This window comes from Pseudomonas sp. LM13 (assembly GCF_041381355.1).
Taxonomy (GTDB): domain Bacteria; phylum Pseudomonadota; class Gammaproteobacteria; order Pseudomonadales; family Pseudomonadaceae; genus Stutzerimonas; species Stutzerimonas frequens.
In genome coordinates, this window is sequence record NZ_JACBXH010000010.1 from 1 (window position 1) to 20,951 (window position 20,951).

Below are 20,951 nucleotides of genomic sequence, written 5' to 3' on the forward strand. Positions count from 1 at the left end.
GCATCCGCGGGGCTTTTTCATTTTCATGGGTGGTTCTAGCCGACTGCCGTGCTCCAGTCGATCATCCCCAGCTGCCAGGTGCCCAGGATCAACAGACCGAAACCGATCCGGTACCAGGCGAATGCAGCATAGCTGTGGTTACCGATGAACTTCAGCAGCGCCCGCACGGCTAGCATGGCAAAAATGAACGAGGTAACGAAGCCGATGGCGAACACGGCGAAGTCGCCCGGCTGGAACAGCTCGCGGTACTTGTAGCCGGAATAGACAGCAGCGCCGACCATGGTTGGCATCGCCAGGAAGAACGAGAACTCGGTGGCGGCCTTGCGCGACAGGCCGAACAGCAGTCCACCAATGATCGTCGAGCCCGACCGCGAAGTGCCCGGCACCAGCGCCAGGCATTGGGCGAAACCGACTTTCAGCGCCAGGCTCCAGGTCATGTCGTCGACCGTCTCGGCGCGGATTGCATGTTCGCGACGCTCGGCCCAGAGCATGACGATGCCACCGATGACCAGCGCGGTGGCCACTGTGATCGGGTTGAACAGGTATTCGTGAATCAGATCGGCAAAGGCCACGCCAAGCACCACAGCCGGCATGAAGGCGACCAGCAGGTTGGCGGTGAACTTCTGTGCCTGGCGCTCCTTGGGCAGGCCGACCACCACATCGATGATCTTGCGCCGATATTCCCAGATCACTGCGAGGATCGCGCCGAGCTGGATGATGATATTGAAAGCCAGTGCGCGTTCACCGCCGAAGCCGATCAGATCCGCGACGATGATTTGGTGGCCGGTACTGGAGACCGGTAGAAACTCGGTTATTCCCTCTACTACGCCCAGAATCAGTGCCTGAACCGCAATCCAAAGATCCATCTACTCCCCAAAAGCGATGCCACTCATCGCACATGAATGCAACCAAGGTATATGTCACAAAGCCATCGAAACGCTGTTCTGACTCGCCGCGGGGAACTAAATTCCACGGCAGACGAAACGGGGGCTCATTTTTAGTCACAAGCGGCCGAAAAGCTACTTAGAAGCCATTGCCCGGCTCTAACCAGCAGGCCGCACGCAGCTGACAGGCGACCCGTTGGTTGCTTGAGCGGGCGCAGGCTCAGGTGGTTGTCGTCACCAGCATGGCGCTACCACTTGCAACAAACCAAGCATCGTCCGAGCCACCACAAGACAAGAACGATAAGAAAGACACCTCCAGGAGCCGTATTCATGAATCTGCTGCGCAATGTTCCTATCAGCAAGCGCCTCTGGCTGATCCCCGTGGTCGCCATCGCCATGCTGTTCATCCTCGGTCTGCTGATGATCCAGCAGGTTCGCTCCGACCTTTACCGAGGCAAACAGGAGGCGACGCGTAACGTGGTTGAAGCGGCCGCCGGTGTTTTCGAGCACTACCACAAGCTGGAAACCAGCGGTGCGATGAGTACTGCCGAGGCGCAACGCGCTGCCATGGAGCAGATCCGGCTGCTGCGCTATGACGGCCAGGACTACTTCTGGATCAACGATCTCGGCCCGACCATGATCATGCATCCAATGCAGCCCAAGCTCGACGGCCAGGATCTTTCGAAGATCAAGGATCCGGAAGGCAAGGAGCTGTTCAACGAGATGGTCGCCATCGCTCGTCGTGACGGTGCAGGCCTGGTCGACTACATGTGGGCCAAGCCGGGCGAAGAGAACCCGGTACCGAAAATCTCCTATGTGCAGTTGTTCAAGCCCTGGGGCTGGATCATCGGCTCAGGCATCTATGTCGATGACGTGGAGCAGGAGTTCTGGAACTACGTGACGCGCTTCTCCATCATCGGCCTGTTCATTGCCGCGATCATGGCCGTGGTGGTCGCCATCCTGATCCGCAGTATCGTTGCGCCGCTGCGCCACACGATGGCGGCGATGGCCAATATCGCCAGCGGTGAAGCCGACCTGACCCACACACTGGATGTGTCGGGCAATGATGAGCTGACCACGCTCGGCCGAGATTTCAACCGATTCACCCAGAAACTGCGTACCGTTGTCGGTCAGCTTTTCGAAACGGCCGGAGCCCTGGATCAATCCTCGCGCTCGCTCAGCGAGCTTTCTAGCCAGACCCACGAACAGAGCCAGCAGCAGATGCTGCAAATGGAACAGGTGGCCACGGCAGTCAACGAGGTTACCTACGCAGTGCAGGAAGTCGCCAAGAACGCCGAACACGCGTCGAGCGAAGTGGGCGCAGCAGAGAACCAGGCCGGGCTCGGCCAGCGCAACATCGAGACGAGCCTGCAACAGATCGATGAGCTGTCGGCAACGATTAGCCAGGCGGTGGACGTGATCCAGTCGCTGGCCGATGAAACCACCAAGATCGGCTCCGTTCTCGAGGTCATCGGCTCCATCGCCGAGCAGACCAACCTGCTGGCACTGAATGCCGCAATCGAAGCTGCACGAGCTGGCGAGCAGGGCCGTGGCTTCGCCGTGGTAGCCGACGAGGTGCGTCTGCTGGCTCAGCGGACACAACAGTCGACAGCGGAGATCCAAGGCATGATCGAGCGCCTGCAGAAGAATTCAGGTGCAGCCGTGAACGTCATCATGGAAAGCAACCGGGCCTCGCAGCTCACTGTCGAGCAGGCCAGTCAGGCTGGCGAAAGTCTTGGCGAGATCGCTCAGGCTTTGCGCAACCTGTCGGGCGTCAACGCTTCGATTGCCAGCGCCACCCTGCAGCAGTCCCATGTGGTCGAGGAGATCAACCAGAACGTGACCCAGGCCGCCGGCCTGGCGCAAGAGAGTACGCTGGCAGCCGAGCAGTCCAGTGAGGCGGGCAAGCGTCTGGGCGAACTCGCCAGCCAGCTCAATCGCCTGCTCAGTCAGTTCAGGGTCTGATCCCCCACCCGGCGGTCCTCGTGCGAGCGGGACCGCCGGCACCCTACTGAAGCAGTGCCCCCTCCCGCTTGCACCATCAGCAAGCAGGCGCCAGCCTAACCTCAACATCTCCACTCGCGACAGGTTGTCGCACGGGCCTTTTCCCACTGCGGCCTAGCAAGCCCACCTCCCTCACCTCGCCAGTGAAATTCTCTAGCAGTGACAAGGGTTTAGATCGAACCTGGAGCCCCCGGCCGACCATGCCTCAACGTTATACCTTTGGCTAATTGCAAAGGCCTTCAAATTTTTTCGAACTCGCATGTGACTCATCAGTCCTCTGGGTACATCAACTGCAATGTAAGGCCAATGCCAACGAGCTTGGCTGCAGGTATTTTGGGTATCACACAGAGAGACATGCCCCATGCACACCCCGCTGCGTATCAATGAAGCCCTTCTGATCACCGACCGCGCGTTCAAACCATTCCAGTGCGTTGCCTGGACGCTGCCCGAAGGAAACGGCGAAGTCAGCATCACCGTTGTCGATCGCGACGAAGCCCGCCTCTTGGGTCGTTGCAAGATGTCCAGCAGCGTTTTCACCGATCCTGTGAAGCTCGGTGAAACCCTGGAGCAGACTCGCGAGCAACTCAGCCGCGACGGCGCCCACTTCTCCCCTTGGCACATGCCTGAATAAGCATGGCTCGCCCGAACGAAGGCCTGCGGCACGCGCTCCAGGCCTTTTTTCATGCCCGGCGATTGGGCTGTCCTGATGATCTCGACTGATCCATTCGGCTGTTTAACGGTCTCAACAGCAACGGACATAACAGGAGAGACCCATGAAAGGTGCAGAAGCCTACGTCAACGATCAATGGCAAAGCTGCGGGCTTGCCGATCTACCTCGAGACTCCGGCGGCCACTTGGTGAAACTGCACTTCGTCATTCCGCGCGACACACAGACGCCCGGACTCATCGACCACATCGGTGACGTCGCACAGCGGCACTTGAGCGAGGCCTATGGCGGGCGCAAGGTCACCCGCAAGCCAGTAGTCGGCTCGGTGGTCGGTGACGGTAGTGGTGATGCCATCGACCTGGAATTCGAGATAGCAGCAGCCGAATAACGGGGCTGCACTCCTCGACGCTGGCACTCTAGGATAAGCCGAATGTGATGCCCGCCGACGAACGCCGGCTTTTCCGAAGGAACACCGAAGATGACTCCCTTTGATCTGCAGCGCATGCTTTTGCATGAGTTTCCGCTGATGTTCGTAGCGGAAGTGGCGCTACGGGCATTGCTCGCTTTCGCAGCGGTTTTCATCTTTCTCAAGGTCAGCGGCCGTCGGGGCATTCGCCAGCTCTCGGTGTTCGAGCTGGTCATCATCCTGACCCTCGGTTCCGCCGCCGGCGACGTCTCGTTTTACGAAGACGTGCCATTGCTACCGGTCGCGGCGGTGTTCGCCACCCTGCTGTTCTTGTATCGCTTCACCGTGTATCTGATGAATCGCAGCCCGCGCTTCGGTGTGTGGCTAGAAGGTCGACCGGTCACCATCATTCGCGACGGCATCTACGAGCTGCGCAGCCTGGACAGCTTGAACATCTCGGCTGACGAATTCTTCATGGAACTGCGCCAGCAGGGGGTCGAGCACCTTGGTCAGGTACGGCTCGGCATTTTGGAAAACGACGGCAACGTCAGTCTGTTCTTCCATGAACCCGAAGCGGTACGTCCCGGACTCTCCGTTCTGCCGCCGGAATACCGGCCGGAATTCCGCCAGGTTCCCGCGGCCGGCATGTATGCATGCGGCCGCTGCGGCTTCCCCCAGGCGTTGGAAAGCCAACAGACTCAGCGATGCCCGCGCTGCTCCAATCCGACCTGGTCAAAGGCGCTGACTACGCTGCGATCACGCTGATACACGGTACGAACCGCCATCGCTCTAACCGGTCAGTTGATAGAGGCCAGCCAATTCCGTTGCGGCTGTCCGCCTTCAATCCAGATCAAAAGCAGGAGCAGACCATGCTTGGCGACTATTCATCGATCAACGACCACCTCGAAACCGCGCGCAAGCACGCAGACCAGGCTGAAACCGAGGCCAAGCCAGAGCTCTACCGCGAAGCGGTTGACGAACTCGTCGCAGCAATCCGCCTGTTGATGCGCAACGGCAACGAAAAGGACAACTGAGCCGCTCCATCGCCTCGCCAGCCAGGCTGGCGAGGCCTAGAGGATCTCGCAATAGATGCGCGACGACAGCACGATGCAAGAGCCCCCTCCCCTGGCGGAGGGCGAGCGCCCCGTTCCCAGGGACGAAGCGGGCGACACCGGCACCCTCTTATGCCCTGCGTTACCACCGGACCTGCATTACGTAGATGATTCGCAACCCGGCATCCGCCGCCGGATGTTACGTGGGAAGTTCGCCTACTTCGATACTGACGGCGAGCGCATCCGCGACGAAGACGAGATACGCAGGATCAACAAGTTGGCGATACCGCCGGCGTACCGTGATGTCTGGATCTGCTCCGATCCAGAAGGTCATCTTCAAGCTACCGGTCGCGACGCCCGTGGGCGCAAGCAGTACCGTTACCACCCCCGGTGGCGAGAGATCCGAGACAGCAACAAGTACGACCGGATGCTGGAGTTCGGCGAAGCACTGCCACGGCTGCGCCGAGACTTGGAAAAACACCTGGCGCTCCGGGGCATGCCGCGCGAGAAGGTCATGGCGCTGGTGGTGCTATTGCTCGAATCCACACTAATCCGAATCGGTAATCCACGTTACGCCAAGGACAACCGCTCCTACGGGCTGACTACCCTGCGTACGCGCCATGTTGATATCCGCGGTACCGCAATCCGTTTCCACTTTCGCGGCAAAAGCGGGGTCAAGCACGAGGTCACCCTGCGCGACAAGCGCCTGGCCAGGCTTATGCGCCGCTGCATGGAGCTACCGGGTCAGCAGTTGTTTCAGTATCTGGATGACGAGGGGCAACGCCGGGCAGTCAGTTCCAGCGATGTGAATGCCTACCTGCAGGACATGACGTGCCGCGACTTCACCGCCAAGGACTACCGCACGTGGGCCGGAAGTGCCTTGGCACTGGCGCGTCTGCGCCAGCTCGAATGCTCCCCCGAGAGCATGGCCCGGCACAATCTAGTTGAGACGGTAAGGCAGGTCGCCAGCCAGCTTGGGAACACGCCCGCCGTATGTCGTCAGTGCTACATCCATCCTGCAATCCTGCAGGCATTCAGTGAGGGTGCACTGGCCGGATTGCGAAGTGCCAGGAAGCGCAGATGGCTGAGTGCGGAAGAAGTTGGATTGCTTGCCTTTCTCAGGAGCGCAGCGGATTGAAGGCGCGCCCCCGGCTCAGGCGTCGTGCTGATGCAGGGTGACCCGATTGCGTCCGGCCGCCTTGGATGCATAAAGTGCCGAGTCTGCCCATTCGATCAGCTGGGCATGGCTGCTGGTAGGCTCGCTGAGATCAGCTACCCCGAGGCTGATGGTGAAACGAATACGGTGCTGCTCGTGCTGCACCTCATGGCTCTCAACGGCATGCCGGAGGCGCTCGGCGAAGGTCATGGCGCCCTGCTTGTCGGTGTCCGGCAATAGCACGACGAATTCCTCGCCGCCGTACCGCCCCGCTACGTCCGACTCCCGCAGGTTCTCGCGGATCAGATCGGCAACCTGCTGGATGACCGCGTCGCCGACCTGGTGACCATAGGTATCGTTGATCGCCTTGAAGTGATCGATATCGAACATCACCAGCGCGGCCTGACTCTCGTAACGGCGATGACGTGCATAGTCCAGCTGCAGCATCTCCTCCCAATGGCCGCGGTTGTACAAACCGGTCAGCCGATCGGTGCTCGACAGGCGCTGCAGCTCAGCGTTGGCCGCCTGCAGTTGGCGCCGGTTCACCGCAACGTCGGTCACGTCGTAGATGATCAGACAGACCTGGGCGATGCTGCCGTCGATGCCCTTGAGCGGCAGCAGCGTGGTGTTCTGGTACATGAAATCTTCCAGCCCGGTAATCGGCTGGTAGTTCTTGAAACGCAGGAGATACGGCCGCTGCTCCCAGATGGTGAACGAAGGCGTACCCAGGGTCATGACGCCCTCCACCTTGCGGCGGAACCAATCTTCGTCAACTTCGGGAAAGAGAGAGAAAAAAGAGCGATTGCGCGCCTTTGCCGGCGGCAGGCCAGAGCGATTCTCCATGAACGTGTTCCAGACCTCGACACGGAAGTCGCGGTCCAGAACCACCACACCCACGTCGATGCTCTGGACGATGGCCAGCAACCAGTGAAGCTCAGTCAACTCGGTGGTATCGCTCATGCTCAATCCATCAGGTGGGCGAGCTTGCGGGTTAGCAGCTCGACCGAATCTTCCGTGAACAACAGCAGCAGGTCAAAGTGGATGTCATGCCCTTCCAGGCTATAGCTGATCTCGACCGCCAAGGTCTTTTTCCATCTCGCGCTGTTGAGGCGTATCAGCTCCTCGATCGACGCATGCTGCCCGAGCACCTGCGGATGCCCCTGGGAAAACACGACCTCGATCTGTTCGGCGATGCCGCTCAGGCACGCGCTGATCAGCAGGCTCGACAGATCCAGGAGCATCTCCATCTCCAGGTAATCCTGCCGGCGCATCAGGCGCGCCATGTCCGCGACCTCCGAATCGTGGAACAGTAGCAACGCCTCTCCGGCGATCCCCCCACCGATGTAACCCTGACAAACCGCGGTCAACTGGTCACCGCGCGCAGCATCGGCCAGCGCCATGTGCAGTTCGCCGACCTCGAGAATGTTGACGTTGGGAATCGGCAGCTGAATGAAGACGCCCAGAACACGCGCAAGCAGGGCCGCGGCACGCCCCATGGCGATGTTGACGACCTCGCGGAAGGTGTCGCGGAAACCGATCCGCTCACCCTCCTCTCGACCGATCAGCGTCGAAAGATCGTCCAGCAGGCCAAGGCTGGCGAGCGTCTGCTGCAGGTGCACGGGGTCCGCAGGCTTCTTGATGAAGGCCAGCGCGCCGAGCGCCAGCACCCGACGTACGGCTTCATCCTGGATATCGGCCGAAATCACGATGGTTTTGCACGGCAGTTTTTCTTCGCGCAGCTGCGCAAGGACCTGATAACCGTCCAGCTCGGGCATTGTGAGGTCGAGCAGCAGCACGTCGATGTCGCCCTGCCGGACCCTCTCCAGGGCTTCGATACCGGTTGCCGCTTGGCTGACGACTACCGGCCAGCCCGCAGGCAGCGCTTGCAGCAGCTGCTTGCGGGCCAGGCTGGAGTCATCGCAGATCAGCAGTGAAATGGCAGACATGGTACGAGCTCTCGTTGCCCGATCGACCGAAGCGCCAGAGCTTATCGCAGGAAAGACGCGCTGTGTGCGTCATGGCGGCAAAATAATGGCATTTTGCCTTTAATCCGCTGAACGGCCCGGCGGACCTGCTCCACCGGGCCCGAAGATCAGTAGTACGCGTTCTCGCGATTGGTATGGTCGGTGACGTCGCGGACCCCCTTGAGCTCTGGAATCCGAGCCAGCAACGTCTTCTCGATTCCTTCCTTCAATGTCACGTCGGCCTGACCACAGCCCTGACAGCCGCCACCGAACTGCAATACGGCGATGCCTTCATCGACTACATCGATGAGGGTCACCTGCCCTCCGTGACTGGCCAGGCCAGGGTTGATCTCGGTCTGCAGGTAGTAATTGATGCGCTCGTTCAGCGGGCTGTCGTCATTGACCATGGGAACCTTGGCATTAGGCGCCTTGATAGTCAGCTGGCCACCCATCCGGTCAGTGGCATAGTCGACCAGTGCGTCTTCGAGGAAGGGCTCGCTGGTGCCATCGATCCAGGCGGTAAAGCTCTTCAAAGCCATGGCGATGTCATCGGGCTTCTCCTCACCCGGCTTGCAGTACGCGATGCAGGTCTCGGCGTACGGTGTGCCGGGCTGGGTGATGAAGATGCGAATGCCAATGCCGGTGGTGTTCTGCTTTTCGAGCAGGTCGGCCAGATAATCGTGTGCAGCTTCGGTAATGGTGATCGCGCTCATGAGAACTCCTCGCAGACATGCGCGGCAGTGTACGCCAAACCACTGCCGCGGTTAAGTCCTAGTATTTTAGTCGGGATAGCTTGCTTACAGTTCCAGCACGCCCGCATCCGGTTCGAAGATCAGAGATTCTCGTAGCGATTCATGTCGAGTACGCCCGCCTCGAGTGGCTCGACCTGCTCGAGATAGCGAGTCAGATCATTGAAATAGCTCCAGAACAGCGGGTGGCTGCGGCGAATGCCCCAGCGTTCTACCACCTGCTCAAAATCGCCCCTGTTCCGGACCTGCTCCATTGCAGCCGCGAATGCGGGCACCTCGCTTGCCGGCAGACTGAAAAGAAAGTTCGGATAGCTGCTGAGGATGCCGGGGTAGACGGTCAGGGTGTCCAGTCTCGGTTGCCAGCGCAGTGATTCACCGAACATGAACGCGACGTTGCTGTGGGCACGGTTGCGCAGGAGGCTGTAGATCTCGCGGCGGTCATCAGCGTATTCGACCCGCAGCAGTGTCGCCTCCGGCAACTGCAAGATGGCGGGCAAGCCTGCTGCCATCCGGTTCGTCAGTCGAGCGAGCGCCTGTTCGACGCGCTGCAATTCGACCGGCTGGTCCTCACGATAGCAATGCGTGCCGTGGCAGCGGTTGATCGGATCAGGCGCGGCATTGATAGCGGCATGGCGCACGAGCAGCCTCTGCGCGAAGTCACGCTTGGGGTCCGCCTTGCTCAACGCCACCAGCGAGGGGGTCGAGCTGTCGATGGCGGTGTAGGCCAGCAGCAGCTTCAGCTGGCCGCCCTTTTCATACCAGTCATCGAGAATCGCCTGGCGGCTGTTGGCCGGCAGCAGACGCAGGAAATTGAGCTCGGCGCCGTTGCGAATCAGATCGAAGTAAAGCCGCGTCTGGCCCTGGTGGGATACGTTGCCAAACACGTCGAAGTTGACCACCAGCTGGTAGTAGGTGCGCTCGAGCAACGGATAGTCCATCCACCACAGCGTTTGTGGAATCTCGCCGATCAGCCCCTTGCGTACCGAGGCGCTATCGTGCTGACGAAACACGCTGAGCAAGGCATTGTCGTTGCCGGACCAGATTTGCGGCCAGTCCGCCGGCGCGTCGGCATAGGCCTTGGTGCGCAGCTGCTCATATTGGTTGCGCTTGACGCGGTAGGTCTTCCAGAACGCCAGCAGATCGCCCATCTCGTCGAATTGACCCGGCATGGCTAGCAGCGGTGTGGCCTGCTCACGAAAGCGAAGGTCGGTGATATAGAGGTCATGCTGCGGGTCCTGAAAAAAGACCCAGAAGTTGTCGCGAATCACGTCCGTGGCGATCTGCCCACGGCAGACCGGCCCGCGAATGAAGGTGCGCACGAAATACTCGGCGTTATCCAGCATGAACTGGTAACGCGCCTCGGCCGGAATCGCCTGGAAGGTCTTGAACGGATTGGCCCGGTGGTTGGCGCCGTATCCCGGCACCGATTCGACGACCCAGTCGCCCTCGAAGAACAGTGATCTGACCCTTGCCAGCTTCGTCGAACTCAGCGGATAGGTGATATGCGTCTTGTGCACGATCACATCGCTGATGGGCCGCAAGCGGTAGCTGAAGCGGGTACCCGGATCGTCGTTCGGCCGCCGCGTGGCAATGGGATCGATTGGCTCACCGCTGGGTGTACGCGAGCGCACCAGCTGATAGAAATGCCCGCGCTCGCCATCTTCGAAATACAGGTGCGCAATGAAGAGGTGCTCATACAGCCAGCGTCCGACCAGCGTGCCGCGCGGGCCGGGCGTGTTCAGCAGGCGCTCCCATTCTTCGATCTGCAGTGCTTCCGCCGGCGACGGTTGCAGCTGCCGATGCTCGACCGGAGCGCCCTGCTCCAGCCACCGCTGCAGCGTCGCGTATTCCTGATCGCTGAGGCCGGTCACAGCGAAAGGCATGCCACCGTGCAGGTTCTTGCGCGCATAGCCATCGAACTCTTCGGGCAGCGGGCAGTTGTTCTCCCGGCCAATGCCGATGTTCAGCTCGGCAGGCAGCTTGGCATTGGGCGTCAGTGGCTGGCTGCGACCAAGTTCCAGCATGCGCGCCATCAGCGCAGCCTGGGTGCCCTGGGCATCGAGCACCCCATGAAACCCCTTGCGCCGCCAGGCGTCTGTTCCCTCGGCGTCGAGAAACAGCCGGGTCGGCGCCTGCGCCTTGGAACGCACACCGTTATAGACCGGCAGTTTGTTCGCACCACGCTCGACACCCTCGCCGCTGCCCAGATTGAGCTGGCACGGTGAGTCATAGCAGGCATGGCAGGCCACGCACTTGGCGGTAAAGATCGGCTGGATATCACGCTGATACGAGAGGGCTTCGGCCTGTGCAACGCTGCCGGTGAGCAGGAACAGACAACCGAGCCAGAAACGAAGGGACATGAAACGAGCGCCTGGAAGTGAGCCTGCATTCTAGGCATGTGGAATGAGCGCCGCTTGCCCGATCATCTTGAATAATCTTCATGAAAAAGTGCAGAAGCTAAAAAAGCATGCAGCTTTGCTATCATTCGCGCTCTTTTCGTTTCCGTTTTTCAGGTAGTTCCCATGTCCACTCGCATCGCTCGACTTCAGGCCCTCCAGCAAGCACTCAAGGAGCGCATCCTGATCCTCGACGGCGGCATGGGCACCATGATCCAGAGCTACAAGCTGGAAGAGTCCGACTACCGCGGCGAGCGTTTCGCTGACTGGCCGAGCGACGTGAAGGGCAACAACGACCTGTTGCTGCTCTCCCGCCCCGACGTCATCCAGGCCATCGAGAAAGCCTATCTCGATGCCGGGGCCGACATTCTGGAAACCAACACCTTCAATGCCACCCGGGTCTCCCAGGCCGATTACGGCATGGAAGGACTGGTCTACGAGCTGAACGTGGAAGGCGCGCGCCTGGCCCGGGAAGTGGCCGACGCCAAGACCGCCGAGACGCCGGATCGCCCGCGTTTCGTCGCCGGCGTGCTCGGCCCGACCAGCCGCACCTGCTCCATCTCCCCGGACGTCAACAACCCCGGCTACCGCAACGTCACCTTCGACCTCTTGGTAGAGAACTACACCGAAGCCACCCGCGGCCTGATCGAGGGCGGCGCCGACCTGATCCTGATTGAAACGATCTTCGACACGCTGAACGCCAAGGCGGCGATCTTCGCCGTGCAGCAGGTGTTCGAGGAAGATGGCGTCGAGCTGCCGATCATGATCTCCGGCACCATCACCGACGCCTCCGGCCGCACGCTGTCCGGCCAGACCACCGAGGCGTTCTGGAACTCGGTACGCCATGCCAAGCCGATCTCCGTGGGCCTGAACTGCGCCTTGGGCGCCAAGGACCTGCGCCCCTATCTGGAGGAGCTGGCGACCAAGGCCGACACCCATGTGTCCGCCCACCCCAACGCCGGCCTGCCCAACGCCTTCGGCGAGTACGATGAAAGCCCGGCGGAAATGGCCGCGGTGGTCGAGGAGTTCGCCGCGTCGGGCTTTCTCAACATCATCGGCGGCTGCTGCGGTACCACACCGGCGCATATCCAGGCGATTTCCGAAGCTGTCAGCAAATACCCGCCGCGCGTGATCCCGGACATTCCAAAGGCCTGCCGCCTGTCGGGCCTGGAGCCCTTCACCATCGACCGCAGCTCGCTGTTCGTCAACGTCGGCGAGCGCACCAACATCACCGGTTCGGCCAAGTTCGCCCGTCTGATCCGCGAGGAAAACTACACCGAAGCGCTGGAAGTGGCCCTGCAGCAGGTGGAAGCCGGCGCCCAGGTGATCGACATCAACATGGACGAGGGCATGCTGGATTCGAAGGCGGCCATGGTCACCTTCCTCAACCTGATCGCCGGCGAGCCGGACATCTCCCGCGTGCCGATCATGATCGACTCCTCCAAGTGGGAAGTGATCGAGGCAGGCCTCAAGTGCATCCAGGGCAAGGGCATCGTCAACTCCATCTCCATGAAGGAAGGCGTCGAGCAGTTCAAGCACCACGCCCACCTGTGCAAGCGCTACGGCGCCGCCGTGGTGGTGATGGCCTTCGACGAAGCCGGCCAGGCCGATACCGCTGCACGCAAGCGCGAAATCTGTCAGCGCTCCTACGACATCCTGGTCAACGAGGTGGGCTTCCCGCCGGAAGACATCATCTTCGACCCGAACATCTTCGCCATCGCCACCGGCATCGAAGAGCACAACAACTACGCCGTCGACTTCATCGAGGCTTGTGCCTTCATTCGCGACAACCTGCCCTATGCCCTGACCTCGGGCGGCGTGTCCAACGTGTCGTTCTCCTTCCGCGGCAACAACCCGGTGCGCGAAGCGATCCACTCGGTGTTCCTGTTCCATGCGATCAAGGCGGGCCTGACCATGGGCATCGTCAACGCCGGCCAATTGGAGATCTACGACGAGATCCCGAAGGAGCTGCGCGACGCGGTCGAGGACGTGGTGCTCAACCGCAGCGCCGGCGGCACCGAGGCGCTGCTGGAGATCGCCGACAAGTACAAGGGCGATGGCTCGGTCAAGGAAGCCGAGACCGAGGAATGGCGCAATCTGCCGGTGGACAAGCGCCTCGAGCACGCGCTGGTCAAGGGCATCACCGCCTTCATCGTCGAGGACACCGAGGAGTGCCGCCAGCAGTGCGCACGCCCCATCGAGGTGATCGAAGGCCCGCTGATGAGCGGCATGAACGTGGTGGGCGATCTGTTCGGCGCTGGCAAGATGTTCCTGCCCCAGGTGGTCAAGTCCGCCCGTGTGATGAAGCAGGCCGTGGCACACCTGATCCCCTTCATCGAAGCGGAAAAGGGCGACAAGCCGGAAGCCAAGGGCAAGATCCTCATGGCGACCGTCAAGGGCGACGTGCACGACATCGGCAAGAACATCGTCGGCGTGGTACTGGGCTGCAACGGCTACGACGTGGTGGACATGGGCGTGATGGTGCCGGCGGAAAAGATCCTGCAGACCGCCATCGCCGAGAAGTGCGACATCATCGGCCTCTCCGGGCTGATCACCCCCTCCTTGGACGAAATGGTTCATGTGGCCAAGGAAATGCAGCGCCAGGGCTTCAGCCTGCCGCTGATGATCGGCGGCGCCACCACCTCCAAGGCGCACACCGCGGTGAAGATCGACCCGCAGTACAGCAACGATGCAGTGGTCTATGTCACCGATGCCTCGCGTGCAGTCGGCGTGGCCACCACCCTGCTGTCCAAGGAACTCAAGCCGGCGTTCGTCGACAAGACACGCGAAGAGTACGCGATGATCCGCGAGCGCACCGCCAACCGCAGTGCGCGCACCGAACGCCTGAGCTACCTCGATGCCATCGCCAACAAGCCGCCGTTCGACTGGAGCGGCTACGCCCCGGTCAAACCGAGCTTCACCGGCCGCCAGGTGCTGGAAGACATCGATCTGCGCACCCTGGTCGACTACATCGACTGGACGCCTTTCTTCATTGCCTGGGACCTGGCCGGCAAGTATCCGCGCATCCTCGAGGACGAGGTGGTTGGCGAAGCGGCCACCTCGCTGTTCAACGATGCCCAGGCCATGCTGAAAAAGCTGGTCGACGAGAAGCTGATCCGCGCACGTGCGGTGTTCGGCTTCTGGCCAGCCAACCAGGTCCAGGACGATGACCTGGAAGTGTACGGTGACAACGGCGAGAAGCTGGCCACCCTGCATCACCTGCGCCAGCAGACCATCAAGCCGGACGCCAAGCCGAACCTGTCGCTGGCCGATTTCGTCGCACCAAAGGACAGCGGCATCACCGACTATGTAGGCGGCTTCATCTGTACCGCCGGCATCGGCGCCGAGGAGCTGGCCAAGGCCTATCAGGACAAAGGCGACGACTACAACTCGATCATGGTCAAGGCATTGGCCGACCGCCTCGCCGAGGCCTGCGCCGAATGGCTGCACGAGCAGGTGCGCAAGCACTACTGGGGCTATGCGCCTGACGAGCGGCTGAGTAACGAGGAACTGATCCGCGAGCAGTACAAGGGCATCCGCCCTGCCCCCGGCTACCCGGCCTGCCCGGACCACACCGAGAAGGGCACGCTGTTCCAGCTGCTGGATGCCGACGGCATCAGCCAGGTCACGCTCACCGAGCACTACGCCATGCTGCCCACCGCGGCGGTCAGCGGCTGGTACTTCGCCCATCCCGAGGCGCAGTATTTCGCCGTCGGCAAGATCGACAAGGATCAGGTGGAAAGCTACAGCCAGCGCAAGGGCCAGGAATTGGCCATCAGTGAGCGCTGGCTGATGCCGAGCCTGGGCTACGACAACTGATCTCGACGCGGGCGTCTGCCGACGCCTGCGTTCGATCCACGGAGCAAGTGCACCATGTCATCGGAAACACCCTGGCTGATCGACGAACTCGAAAATGCCGACATGCTGATCATCGACGGCCTGCACGCGTGGCAGTTCGCGCTCGACGAAGCCGTACTGGATCAGGCCGACGCAGCCGCCGAAGCCAACCAGCCGTTCGCCAGCGAGGCCACCTTGCTGACCATCGACCTGGTGGACGGCCGGACCCGCCGCCAGTGGCAGTTCAGCTACAACCAGATCATGGAGGCGCAGCGCGACGCCGAAGATGAAAGCTGGCTGCTGGAAGGCCCGCACCGCCTGCAATGCCTCAGCGCCATTGGCGGCGAGGACGAGGACGAGTAGTCCACTGCACCTCAGCCGCACCCCGTTGAGGCGCCCCATCGGGCGCCCTCCATCCAGGCACGCCAGAAAGGCGCCCCCAGCTAGGCGCCCCCATCCGTCAACGGCTGCGGACGGCTGCGCGGGTGCCCACCTCGTCAATCGCCGGTTCACGCGATACCGCCCCTTCGGTCAGCGGTCGCTCGATATACCGGTAGCTGAGCCCGGCGACGATCAGCGAGACCGCCACGCAGAGCGCAACGCGCGGTAGCACCGGCTGATCGTCCAGCCAGTGCATGCACAGCAGCCAGACCGGGATATGGCAGAGGTACAGCGAGAACGAAACCTGGCCTATGGCTTCCAGCGGGCGCGAGAGGCTGCCGAAGATGGCTTCGCCGGAACAGGCCGCGAGCATGAAAGGAACGGCCAGCACCAGCGTCGCCGCCGCCCAGCGGAACGACGCGAACGGCTCCAGCGCGATGGCCAGCACGCTGGCCGCCAGCACCGCCAGCACCGCCAGGCCCATCACCAGCACCTTGCTCACAGGCGACATCGCCTCGATGTCCCGTTCGACCAGCCGAAACGATTCCAGGGACGACAGTTTCCACAGCAACAGGCCGAGGAACAGCCCGTTGGCGCGGAACAGCCACTCGGGCGCAAACGGATTGGCAAAACTGAACCACAGCACGATGCCGATCACCGCCGGCCAGAACGCCCTGCCCAGCAGGAGCAGCAGCGGGAAAAGCAGGTAGAACTGTACTTCCAGGGCGATCGACCAGAAGTAGCCGAAATCCGTCTCGTGCAGCGCGTTGAACACATTGGCGAGAAAGAACGCCGCGCTCGCCGTCACGCCCAGCAGGGTGTCCAGCGAATAGCTGGGTGCGCCGCGTGGCGGCTCGAGCACGGCGAACAGCAATACCACCGCGGACCAGAACCAGGTCGGCAGCAGCACGCGGCGAATGCGTTTCTTGTAGAACCCGTACACCGCCGCCGCGTCGAATTGCCTGTGCTTGCGCAGGAAGGTTGCACCCATCAGGAAGCCGGATATCAGGAAGAACAGGTCGACTCCGACACCCGGCAGGAAGCGTTGCAGCACCCCATCCCACCAGACAGCCTCGGCACCTATCAGCATGACCGAGCCGTGGGCCAGCAGCACCAGCACGATTGCCAGGCCACGAAGAAATTGAATATTGCGATTCTTGCCGTGCCGCGCTGCGGCATCACTCATAAGCCATCCGTTGTTCGCCAGCCGCCGCGACTACCAGCCATTGCCTCGGTCATTCAGGATCGATTCCATCGCCTCGCGGCCTCGTTCGACATCAGGCCAGCCTCCCGCTGCGCCTTTGCATTGTCCAAGACAGGTCGATGTCGGGGTCGTTCAATCTCGCCGGCCGCGATCCGGACGAGGCCCGGCTCCGTTATGATCGCGCCCCTCGTTCTTCGCCACCGGTCACCGCCATGTCGCTTCTCGAACTGATCGCCTCATTGCTGGGCGTTATCGCCGTCTGGCTGACGGTGCGGCAGAACAGCTGGTGCTGGCCCATCGGGCTGGGCATGGTGTCGCTGTATGCGTGGTTTTTCTTCGATGCCAGGCTGTACTCCCAGGTGCTGTTGCACGGCGTCTTCGCGGCGATGCAGCTGTATGGCTGGTGGGCCTGGACCCGCGGCGCCGATGGACACGGCCGGCGCGTGAGCCTGGCCAGCGGGCCGGAAGTGCTGGTCGGCATCGGCATGGCGGTGTTAGGCAGCCTGCTGCTCGGCAGCGCAATGGCTCGCTTCACCGAGGCGGCGTTTCCCTGGATCGATGCCAGCCTGACCGCCTTCAGCCTGCTCGCGCAGCTGTGGATGGCACTCAAGCGCCTGCAGTGCTGGCCGCTGTGGATCGTGATCGATGCCTTGTTTGTCGGCTTCTTCAGCTTCCAAGGCTACTGGTTGACGGCCGGGCTCTACGCGCTGTTCACCGCACTGGCGGTGCTGGGGCTGCGTGAATGGCGTGCGACCCTGGTGGCCTCCCGATGAAAGTCGTCGTGCTCACCGGACCGGAATCCACCGGCAAGAGCTGGCTGGCCGATCGCTTGCGACGCCGCTTTGGCGGTCTATTGGTCGACGAGTACGTGCGTCACTACATCGAGCGGACGCAACGCGACACGACGCTGGCCGACATCCCGGCCATTGCCCGCGGCCAACTGGCCCGGGAAGACACCGCACGGGCCGCCGCACCGCATCTGCTGATCCTCGACACCCATCTGCTGAGCAACATGCTCTGGAGCCGCACGCTGTTCGGCGACTGCCCTGATTGGCTGGAAGTCGAACTGCAGGCGCGCGAATACCACCAGCACCTGTTGCTCTCCCCCGCAGGTGCCGAGTGGCATGCGGACGGCCAGCGCTGCCAGCCGGAGCTCGACGACAGGCAGCGTTTCTATGAGCAATGCCGAGACTGGCTTCGGCAGCATCGTCAGCCGTTCGTCGAAGTCGCTGGCAACTGGGCCGAGCGCGAACGTCAGGCAATCGCTTCGACACGAGCGCTGCTGGATGGCTGACCGCCTCAGCGGCTTGCCTGCCCGTCCCGGCGCAGCAGCAGGCCGATGGCGAGGATGACCAGCAGGCTGCCCGGCAGCCAGTGCCAACCCATGCGCGCGGGCTGATCGAAGAACAGCAACAGCATCGAGACGAAGGGCACCAGGTAGCTGTAGGCCGTTACCGCCCCGGGGGTCAGTGCGCTGGTGGCGCGCTGCTGCAGGAAGAAGGTCATCGCGCTGGAGAACATGCCGAGGTAGGTCACCAGCAGCAGGTCCAGCAGATTCATGTGCAGCAGCGCCGCCGGGCGCTCCCATATCGCCCCCATCAGGCCGATCAGCACAGCGCCCGCCACCAGGCTCCAGAAGGTGCGCAGGCCCGCCTGGGTCGGCAACGATCCGTTGGCCAGCCCCCATTTGCTGAGCACCGGATAGAGCGCCGAGGCGACGCAGCCGAAGAAGAAACCCAGCTCGCCGAAGCCCAGCTGCATCCCGGAGAAGTCGCCGCCGTTCTCGGCCCAGGCCAGCCCCAGCGCCCCGCTCGCCCCGAGCGCGAGGATGGCGAGCAGCCTGCCCGCGCGCTGTTCGACGCCCAGCCCCCGGCCGAGGCAGTACGCCAGCAGCGGCACGCTGACGAACAGGGTCGCCATGGACAATGCACTGACCCTATGCGCCGCCCAGAACATGGTGCCGAAGAAGCCCGCCAGGCAGAGCCCCATGGCCGCATAGAGCAACAGGGTTCGCCAGCCCGGGCGCCCGTCGCTCTGGCGCCACGCCAGCGGTGCGAGTACCAGCGCGGCGATGCCGAAGCGCATCGCCGTCAGCAGCAGCGGGGGCAGGCCGTCACTGAGCAGCCCGACCGCGGGAAAGGAAAGCCCGACGAACAGCGCCCAGAGCAGCATGCCGAGATGGGCCTGGATGACACGCTTGCGCTCATGGCCGCGCGTCGTCGCGCCTGCGCGCGGATCGTCTCGGCTGATAGTGGGCGCATGGCTGGGCTCTTGATAGCGACGACTCAAATCTTCGCTCCGGCGGGATGGTTTCGGGCTGGCGCGGCGTCTATTAACGCGACGCCGACCGTCGAATGACCTTGATGGAATAGGTGAGGTTCGGTTTGCGCGTCACGCTGATCGGCCGCCGAGTGACGGTGTCCAGGGTGATGTTCCAGAAACCCGAGCTTGGCGCGACGATCTTCGCTGGAAAACGGTCGAACGCACCGCCGTGGTATGTGTGCCGGCCGCCATTCTTGAAGCTGCGAAAGTTCGCGTCGTTCATCAGACGAATATTGCAGGTCTGCGAACACTGGATAACGACGATGTCACCTTCTTCAAGGTGCTCGCGCTGGTGTATGAACTTCATCGACTGCTCCGACACGGTTTGCGGCAAAGCGCAGAACGATAGCATGCATACCGCTGGAACCGGTCTGCCGACAGCCCCGGACCGCGCAAGGCCGTGAAGCCGAAGTGGCTGACCCAGGGCATCCTGCTCGGCGTGACCATCGGCATCTGGATGGGCGACATAGGCGCCGGTATCGGCATAGGCATCGCCCTAGGAATCGCCCTGGGCCTGATGCGCCGAGGTTGACCGCGCTCGCCGCGAGCGGGTTGTCCTACGGACCGGGTTGTGTATGCTCTGCCGACCTGTCCGAAAGTCTGCTTCCTGCCATGTACAGCACGTCACGTCCCTGCTCTGTCAGCCTGCCCGCAGGAAGTCGGCTGCTGTTTCTCTTCGATACCGGATTGCTGGCCGTGTGGTGATGGCGCCCAGTCGCGCCTTTTCCTGCACATCCATTTCCTGCTTATCGAGGTCCGCCGCCCATGTTCGCGGTTCGTAACACCGTTCAGATTGATGCCCCCATCGTGCGCAACGCGACCCGTTGCGGTTTCTTCATGGCCGGGTTCGGCCTTTCCGTCTGGGCGCCGCTGGTGCCTTACGTCCGTGAACGCATCGAGATGACCGATGCGGTGTTCGGTCTGTTGCTGCTGTGCATCGGGATCGGCTCGCTGACCTGGATGCCCATTTCCGGCGTCCTGGTGGCCCGCTGGGGCATTCGCCCGGTGCAGCTGTGCAGCGTCGCGTTGCTGGCCCTGGCGCTGGCCGGCATGGCGCTGACCGAGTCGATCGGGTGGTTGGGCCCGGCACTATTCTGCTTCGGCGGCAGCCTGGGCGTCATCGATGTGATCATGAACATCCAGGCGGTGCTGGTGGAAACCGCTGTCGGGCGCCGGCTGATGTCCAATTTTCACGGCATGTACAGCCTCGGCGCCATCAGTGGTGCGCTGGTGCTGACCGGCCTACTGAGCCTGGGTCTGGCACCGGAGGTCGGTAGTTTCATGATGATCGGCGTGATCGTGGCGGCGAACCTGGGCATTGCACGCGGCTACCTGCCGAATCGGGCGCCCGGTGGCGGCCTCGCATTCGTCCGCCCGACCGGACTGGTGATGCTGGTCGGCCTGATGTGTTTCGTCGTCTACCTGGCTGAAGGTGCGGTGCTGGACTGGAGTGCGCTCTACCTGACCGGCGAGAAAGGCCTGGAAGTCGCCAGAGGCGGGCTCGGCTATGCGGCCTTCGCGCTGATGGTCACCGTCGCCCGTTTCGCCGGCGCTCCGCTGGTGAACAGCCTAGGCACGGCGCGGGTCATCGCCTTCGGCGGCCTGCTGGCGGCATTCGGCATCGGCCTGAGCCTGACCGCCGAGCACTGGGCGCTGGCATTGGTCGGCTATGGGCTGTGCGGCCTGGGGTGCGCCAACGTCTCGCCCGTACTGATCTCCTCGTTGAGCCGGCAGGACGGCATGCCGGTACAGCTGGCCGTCACCGTCGCTACTACCATCGGCTTTGCCGGCGTGCTCGCCGGCCCGGCGATGATGGGTGTGGTCGCCCATTTCAGTTCGCTGGGCATGGCGTTCGCGCTGCTCGCCGTCCTGCTGCTCGGTATCGTGCCGTTCTGCCGTCGCTTCGCGGCGTGAGCCCGGCTAGAATGC

Annotated in this window: 20 protein-coding genes and 1 pseudogene; 13 read left to right on the forward strand and 8 right to left on the reverse strand. The window is 62.4% G+C overall.

Annotated features, from left to right (window positions below; all coding sequences use genetic code 11):
* Positions 1-35: 35 nt before the first annotated feature.
* The gene (locus HZR81_RS09105; RefSeq protein ID WP_125869226.1) at positions 36-866 is read right to left on the reverse strand and encodes an undecaprenyl-diphosphate phosphatase; all 831 of its coding nucleotides are present in this window, start codon (positions 864-866) and stop codon (positions 36-38) included.
* A gap of 438 nt (positions 867-1,304) precedes the next feature.
* On the opposite strand from HZR81_RS09105, the pseudogene HZR81_RS09110 reads away from it, so the two are divergent.
* The 7 genes and pseudogenes from HZR81_RS09110 to HZR81_RS09140 form a co-directional block, all read left to right on the forward strand.
* A pseudogene (locus tag HZR81_RS09110) lies at positions 1,305-1,991 on the forward strand (cache domain-containing protein); the annotation flags it as partial.
* Between the two features lie 123 nt (positions 1,992-2,114).
* Positions 2,115-2,849, forward strand: coding sequence for a methyl-accepting chemotaxis protein (locus HZR81_RS09115; RefSeq protein WP_500127962.1), 735 nt, complete (start codon positions 2,115-2,117; stop codon positions 2,847-2,849).
* Positions 2,850-3,249: 400 nt separating this feature from the next.
* Positions 3,250-3,519 (forward strand): hypothetical protein, encoded by a 270-nt coding sequence (locus HZR81_RS09120; protein WP_038659962.1) that lies wholly within the window; start codon positions 3,250-3,252, stop codon positions 3,517-3,519.
* Positions 3,520-3,661: 142 nt separating this feature from the next.
* On the forward strand, positions 3,662-3,943 hold the full coding sequence (locus HZR81_RS09125; protein WP_063540593.1) for a hypothetical protein: 282 nt from the start codon (positions 3,662-3,664) through the stop codon (positions 3,941-3,943).
* 90 nt (positions 3,944-4,033) lie between these two features.
* Positions 4,034-4,726 carry a DUF421 domain-containing protein gene (locus tag HZR81_RS09130; protein WP_133457230.1) on the forward strand — a complete coding sequence of 231 codons (693 nt, stop codon included), beginning with the start codon at positions 4,034-4,036 and terminating at the stop codon, positions 4,724-4,726.
* Entirely contained in the window at positions 4,666-4,995 is a 330-nt protein-coding gene (locus HZR81_RS09135) for a hypothetical protein (protein ID WP_500127964.1), read from the forward strand. Before HZR81_RS09130 ends, HZR81_RS09135 begins: the two co-directional genes overlap by 61 nt.
* A gap of 55 nt (positions 4,996-5,050) precedes the next feature.
* Positions 5,051-6,151: a DNA topoisomerase IB gene (locus tag HZR81_RS09140; protein WP_500127901.1), complete on the forward strand. Its 1,101-nt coding sequence runs from the start codon at positions 5,051-5,053 to the stop codon at positions 6,149-6,151.
* 15 nt (positions 6,152-6,166) lie between these two features.
* Here HZR81_RS09140 and HZR81_RS09145 read toward each other — a convergent pair whose 3' ends face one another.
* The 4 genes from HZR81_RS09145 to HZR81_RS09160 form a co-directional block, all read right to left on the reverse strand.
* A complete protein-coding gene (locus tag HZR81_RS09145; RefSeq protein ID WP_063540596.1) occupies positions 6,167-7,129 on the reverse strand; it encodes a sensor domain-containing diguanylate cyclase in 963 nt (320 codons plus the stop codon).
* Positions 7,130-7,131: 2 nt separating this feature from the next.
* The gene (locus tag HZR81_RS09150; protein ID WP_063540597.1) at positions 7,132-8,115 is read right to left on the reverse strand and encodes a response regulator; all 984 of its coding nucleotides are present in this window, start codon (positions 8,113-8,115) and stop codon (positions 7,132-7,134) included.
* Positions 8,116-8,261: 146 nt separating this feature from the next.
* A complete protein-coding gene (gene nfuA, locus HZR81_RS09155) occupies positions 8,262-8,846 on the reverse strand; it encodes a Fe-S biogenesis protein NfuA (protein WP_063540598.1) in 585 nt (194 codons plus the stop codon).
* A gap of 119 nt (positions 8,847-8,965) precedes the next feature.
* Entirely contained in the window at positions 8,966-11,242 is a 2,277-nt protein-coding gene (locus HZR81_RS09160; RefSeq protein WP_500127902.1) for a fatty acid cis/trans isomerase, read from the reverse strand.
* A 162-nt stretch (positions 11,243-11,404) separates the two neighbouring features.
* Here HZR81_RS09160 and metH point away from each other — a divergent pair, with 162 nt between their 5' ends.
* On the forward strand, positions 11,405-15,097 hold the full coding sequence (gene metH, locus HZR81_RS09165; protein WP_500127903.1) for a methionine synthase: 3,693 nt from the start codon (positions 11,405-11,407) through the stop codon (positions 15,095-15,097).
* 54 nt (positions 15,098-15,151) lie between these two features.
* A complete protein-coding gene (locus tag HZR81_RS09170; RefSeq protein WP_037000814.1) occupies positions 15,152-15,478 on the forward strand; it encodes a DUF5629 family protein in 327 nt (108 codons plus the stop codon).
* A gap of 97 nt (positions 15,479-15,575) precedes the next feature.
* Here HZR81_RS09170 and HZR81_RS09175 read toward each other — a convergent pair whose 3' ends face one another.
* Complete coding sequence (locus HZR81_RS09175; RefSeq protein ID WP_500127904.1) at positions 15,576-16,682, reverse strand: acyltransferase family protein; 1,107 nt, start codon at positions 16,680-16,682, stop codon at positions 15,576-15,578.
* 230 nt (positions 16,683-16,912) lie between these two features.
* Between HZR81_RS09175 and pnuC the strand changes: the two genes are divergently transcribed.
* Both pnuC and HZR81_RS09185 read left to right on the forward strand, forming a co-directional pair.
* Positions 16,913-17,473, forward strand: coding sequence for a nicotinamide riboside transporter PnuC (gene pnuC, locus HZR81_RS09180; RefSeq protein ID WP_500127905.1), 561 nt, complete (start codon positions 16,913-16,915; stop codon positions 17,471-17,473).
* Positions 17,470-17,994: an AAA family ATPase gene (locus HZR81_RS09185; RefSeq protein WP_500127906.1), complete on the forward strand. Its 525-nt coding sequence runs from the start codon at positions 17,470-17,472 to the stop codon at positions 17,992-17,994. The genes pnuC and HZR81_RS09185 overlap by 4 nt, the downstream gene beginning before the upstream one ends.
* A gap of 5 nt (positions 17,995-17,999) precedes the next feature.
* On the opposite strand, the gene HZR81_RS09190 is transcribed toward HZR81_RS09185, so the two are convergent.
* Both HZR81_RS09190 and HZR81_RS09195 read right to left on the reverse strand, forming a co-directional pair.
* Complete coding sequence (locus HZR81_RS09190) at positions 18,000-18,989, reverse strand: DMT family transporter (protein ID WP_500127907.1); 990 nt, start codon at positions 18,987-18,989, stop codon at positions 18,000-18,002.
* A gap of 43 nt (positions 18,990-19,032) precedes the next feature.
* A complete protein-coding gene (locus HZR81_RS09195) occupies positions 19,033-19,329 on the reverse strand; it encodes a DUF1883 domain-containing protein (RefSeq protein ID WP_473774531.1) in 297 nt (98 codons plus the stop codon).
* A gap of 93 nt (positions 19,330-19,422) precedes the next feature.
* Between HZR81_RS09195 and HZR81_RS09200 the strand changes: the two genes are divergently transcribed.
* On the forward strand, positions 19,423-19,554 hold the full coding sequence (locus HZR81_RS09200; RefSeq protein ID WP_256332379.1) for a hypothetical protein: 132 nt from the start codon (positions 19,423-19,425) through the stop codon (positions 19,552-19,554).
* Positions 19,555-19,787: 233 nt separating this feature from the next.
* A complete protein-coding gene (locus HZR81_RS09205) occupies positions 19,788-20,936 on the forward strand; it encodes an MFS transporter (RefSeq protein ID WP_500127908.1) in 1,149 nt (382 codons plus the stop codon).
* Positions 20,937-20,951: the final 15 nt, after the last annotated feature.